This window comes from Methanobrevibacter sp., assembly GCF_036307625.1.
Taxonomy (GTDB): Archaea; Methanobacteriota; Methanobacteria; order Methanobacteriales; family Methanobacteriaceae; genus Methanocatella.
In genome coordinates, this window is sequence record NZ_JAXJXF010000118.1 from 1 (window position 1) to 4,086 (window position 4,086).

A 4,086-nucleotide genomic window follows, 5' to 3' on the forward strand; every position below is an offset into this window, starting at 1 on the left:
ATATTAAAACTCTACAGGATAAAGGAATCATAAAATATTATGGTGGAAATTATAATTTTGAAGATTTGATGTTAAAAACATGGTTAACTCATGAAAAAGAGCGGACTGGTGTTTATCCACAATAGTTCTTGTTTGAAAGGAAAGTTTCTGTTAATATCCATTCCAATATTAGAATCGAAATAGAAAAATCATTCTGTTAATGGCAATGTAAAATGCTATTAATTATATATAACTTAAAAATTAAATCATTAATTAATTAAAATTATTTGGAGAGAGTTTTATGAAAACTCATGTGATAGTTGTATAACTTTTGTTCTCTCTACACTACTTTTTTTAGAATTCATGATAATTGAATATTTTCATCTATGCTGGAGAAAATGTATCGGCTGGAACGCCAAATCATGTACCATAACCTGAGCCAAAGATATTAATGCAACTATTGTTCTGTTATTGGAAAAGTTGCAGTGTAAGATACTAAAATTATTACAAACAATCGATGAAAAGCAATTATTGTCACGCCAATGTCGATATGAAATTACTTTAAAAGTTGTTTGATATTCGAATATTCTTCTAGTTTAATAATATTGCTTTTATTTCAAACAAAAACTATATAAATTGATTAATTCAATATATATCTGAAGAATTAGTATTTAATTAAGAATTAAGTTAAAATACATTTATTCAAATATTTGAATAATTCTTTATAAATAACTATTTAAATATTTGAATAATTATTTATATATGTTAATTCAAATATTTGAATATATATAATGAGGATGTTGCTATGATTGAAAAGGAAGAATTAATCGCAAATTTCATTAAAGATGAATTGATTGATGTTCCCAATATCTTAAATAAAGAGTTATCTAACAATAATATGAAATTCAACTCCCGAGAAGAATTGGATGAGATAAAAGGATACTTGGATACTTTTTTAAAAGAAGATACTTCAAATAAGATTATAGTTTTGCCAGGTCTTAGGGGTGTTGGCAAAACCACATTGATTCTACAGGCATATGAATATCTCTTAAAAGAAAAGAATATTCCTCCCAATAATGTGTTATACATTTCCTTTGATGATTTAAATGATCTTGTTGAATGCAATATGAGACAGATGGTTGAAGTATACCTGAAAAACATATTTCATGCAAACTTGAGAAATTTAGATGAAAAGGTTTTCATATTCGTTGATGAATCACAAATCGATAAAAAATGGGCTTCCTCTGGAAAAGTAATATACGATAAATCATATAATATTTTCATGATATTTACAGGTTCTTCGGCTCTTCATTTGGAACGCAGTGATGATCTTGCAAGAAGAATGCGTAAAAAATCCATAACTCCTCTAAACTACACACAGCATTTAAAATTAAAATATGGTATTGACGTAAGTTGTTTGTCTGCTGATTTAAGAGATTTGATATTCGGTGGAGATATTAATAATGTTTTATCATCAGAATTTAAAGCAAATAACTTATTGACCAATTGCTTAGATTACTCTTCTACAGATTGGGAGGAATATTTTAAATTCGGTGGTTTTCCAATATTGTTTGACAAAAAGTCTCATCGGGAAATATGTGAGGATTTGGTTGAAATTACACAAAGGGTCATTACAAAAGACATGCCGCAAATAAAAGAGCTTTCATCTGAAAACCAATCCAATGCAAAGCGTATTTTAAGATATATTGCTCTCCAACAGCCTGGAGAATTAACACAAGCGAATCTGGCAAATTACTTGAAAACATCAACTGCAAATGTAAATAAGATATTGGATTTGCTTGAAAAGACCCATCTGATTTTCCATTGTGAGCCGTATGGTGGTTCAGCCAAAAGGGTTAAAAAATCATGGAAATATTATTTTGCAACACCCAGCATCAGACATGCCCTCTCAACCAAAGTGGGAAACCCATTGCTTGGAAGTGATGATTATGAAGGGTTCCTTCTTGAAAACCTAGTTGCATCAAATTTGTTTAACTTATCCATTAATCAATTCACAAATTTCACTATCTATTATGATGCCGATAAAAAAAGAAATGTTGATTTTCTGATTCAAAAAGATTGCGAAAACATCATTCCAATCGAGGTAGGTCGTGGAAAGAAAAAGAAACTACAGATTAAACATGCCATAAACAAATATAATTGTCAATATGGTATAGTGGTTGCAAATAACTACTCTTCTGTAAAAAAGGATGATGACGTAATTTATATACCTCCAAAAACATTTTCATTTTTATGAAATAGCTATTAATTATATATAACTTAAAAATTAAATTATTAATTAATTAAATTAATTGAGGTTATTTTATGAAAGGGCATGCGAAAGTTGTCATACTTATGTTCTCTCTACACTACTTTTTTTAGAAATCATGATAATTAAATATTTTCATCTATACTGGGTGAAACTGGGATGGTGGAAATACAAATCCTGAACATCTACTATAATCACTGACATAACCTGAACCAACTAATGATGCAAAGGTAACTACTTGAGTATTATTGGAAAAGTTGAGGGTAAGATGCTGAAATTATTTATAAACAATTGATGACAAGCAATTATTGTTATGCCAACAGTAACGAAATTATCTACTACTTTTCTCTCACTACAGATACTAATTTTATTTTCCTCAGTAATTAAAGTTTTGGAAATTCGTTCAAATGGTAGAATTTTAACATATATTCAGATATAAAATAAACCTTGTAGAAACCCTCTCTAAAATACTTGAATTCCTCTGTAAATGTTGTATAATACATCTTTGAGTTTTGTTTCTTTATTTTGGAGTGTTGTGCTCCTACTATAGTTTCCTCCGTTGAATCTTCTTTTTATTACATAGATTACACTTTCTACATTCATTCTTCGTGCATATACATCGTGCCAGAAGATTGTTGCACTGTTTAGTCTGTAATGTCCTGTTTTTGCTCGTGTTTTTAAGGATATCTGGTCGAATGCTCCTACTTCTTCGTTTATGCATTTTCTTATTGGTTCTGTATCGTATGCTCGGTCTGCTAGTATGTAATGTGGTTTGTAGGTTTTTAATTGTCTTATTGATGCAATTACGAATTGTGTATCGGATTTTGGACCCTTTTTTGCTGCGTAATTTAAGATCATTCTGGTGTCGACATCGATTGCAATGTGGTTTTTAATGTAGCTTTTTCTGCATTTGCCCCTTATTTTTGCGTAATAGTGGTCTGCATAGTCACTTGTGCGTCCGGTTCCATCAATTGCTGCTAATTCACAGTTAATTGGATGCATTAATAGTATTAATTTGTTTAAATCTTTTATTTTTGTGTCAGACATTCTTACAAAGAATTTCTGGATTGTTGTGTAGTGTGGCAGTTTTGTAAGTTTTAAAAATTTGGTTATTTTATCAGATACTTCCAAAATTTAAATTATTTCACGATAAGTTGTTTTTAAGTAAGTTTTCATTGCTAAAATGGTGAATAATTGTGGTTGATTGTAGATATGGTTGCTATAGTCACAGGAATACTTAGGAAATATCCATTTAGCATAGTTAAATGTTAATTCGACGAAGTTAAGTAGCATATTTTGGTTTTGACCAATTTTAAATAGTTTTTCTTCTTGCTTTTTACCGTTCAGTTCAAGTCCAAAATCCAAAAGATTTAAATGTCTTGAATTCAAATAATAATATGGAGAATAGTTTATTTTAGTGTACATATTAATAATTATTCTCCGTCCTATTATTTATAACTTATTATTTCTTTTTCAAAAAAATTATAAGTCCTACTTCAAGTGTAAAAAAATTAAAGCAATGAAATCGCTATAAATTGAAATCCAAGCATTTTTGAAAAAAAATTTTTGTGAAGTAAATATTCAAGTGTAAAATAAAATTAATATAACTATGTCAAAACTAAAAACAAAGACCTCAAAAGGTTTGATTAAAGAAAATAAGATAATTGATTCGATGTTAACCTAAATTTTGACATGGTTTCTACAAGGTTTAATTAATTAAAAATTTTTTAATTTTCGGCTGCAAAAATAATTATTATTTAATTAAAAGGATAAATCTTTATTTAAAGATTGAAATTAACAATAGCATTCAAATTATAAAATATTACATACACATGAAT

General features: G+C 28.3%; 3 protein-coding genes. 1 reads left to right on the forward strand and 2 read right to left on the reverse strand.

Going from position 1 to position 4,086, the window contains the following annotated elements; genetic code table 11:
* The first annotated feature begins 784 nt into the window (after nucleotides 1-784).
* The gene (locus UIB65_RS07595) at nucleotides 785-2,236 is read left to right on the forward strand and encodes an AAA family ATPase (protein WP_330040701.1); all 1,452 of its coding nucleotides are present in this window, start codon (nucleotides 785-787) and stop codon (nucleotides 2,234-2,236) included.
* 474 nt (nucleotides 2,237-2,710) lie between these two features.
* Here UIB65_RS07595 and UIB65_RS07600 read toward each other — a convergent pair whose 3' ends face one another.
* Both UIB65_RS07600 and UIB65_RS07605 read right to left on the reverse strand, forming a co-directional pair.
* Complete coding sequence (locus tag UIB65_RS07600; protein ID WP_330040702.1) at nucleotides 2,711-3,379, reverse strand: transposase; 669 nt, start codon at nucleotides 3,377-3,379, stop codon at nucleotides 2,711-2,713.
* 3 nt (nucleotides 3,380-3,382) lie between these two features.
* Nucleotides 3,383-3,673, reverse strand: a complete 291-nt coding sequence (locus tag UIB65_RS07605) for a hypothetical protein (protein WP_330040704.1) — start codon at nucleotides 3,671-3,673, stop codon at nucleotides 3,383-3,385.
* Nucleotides 3,674-4,086 lie beyond the last annotated feature (413 nt).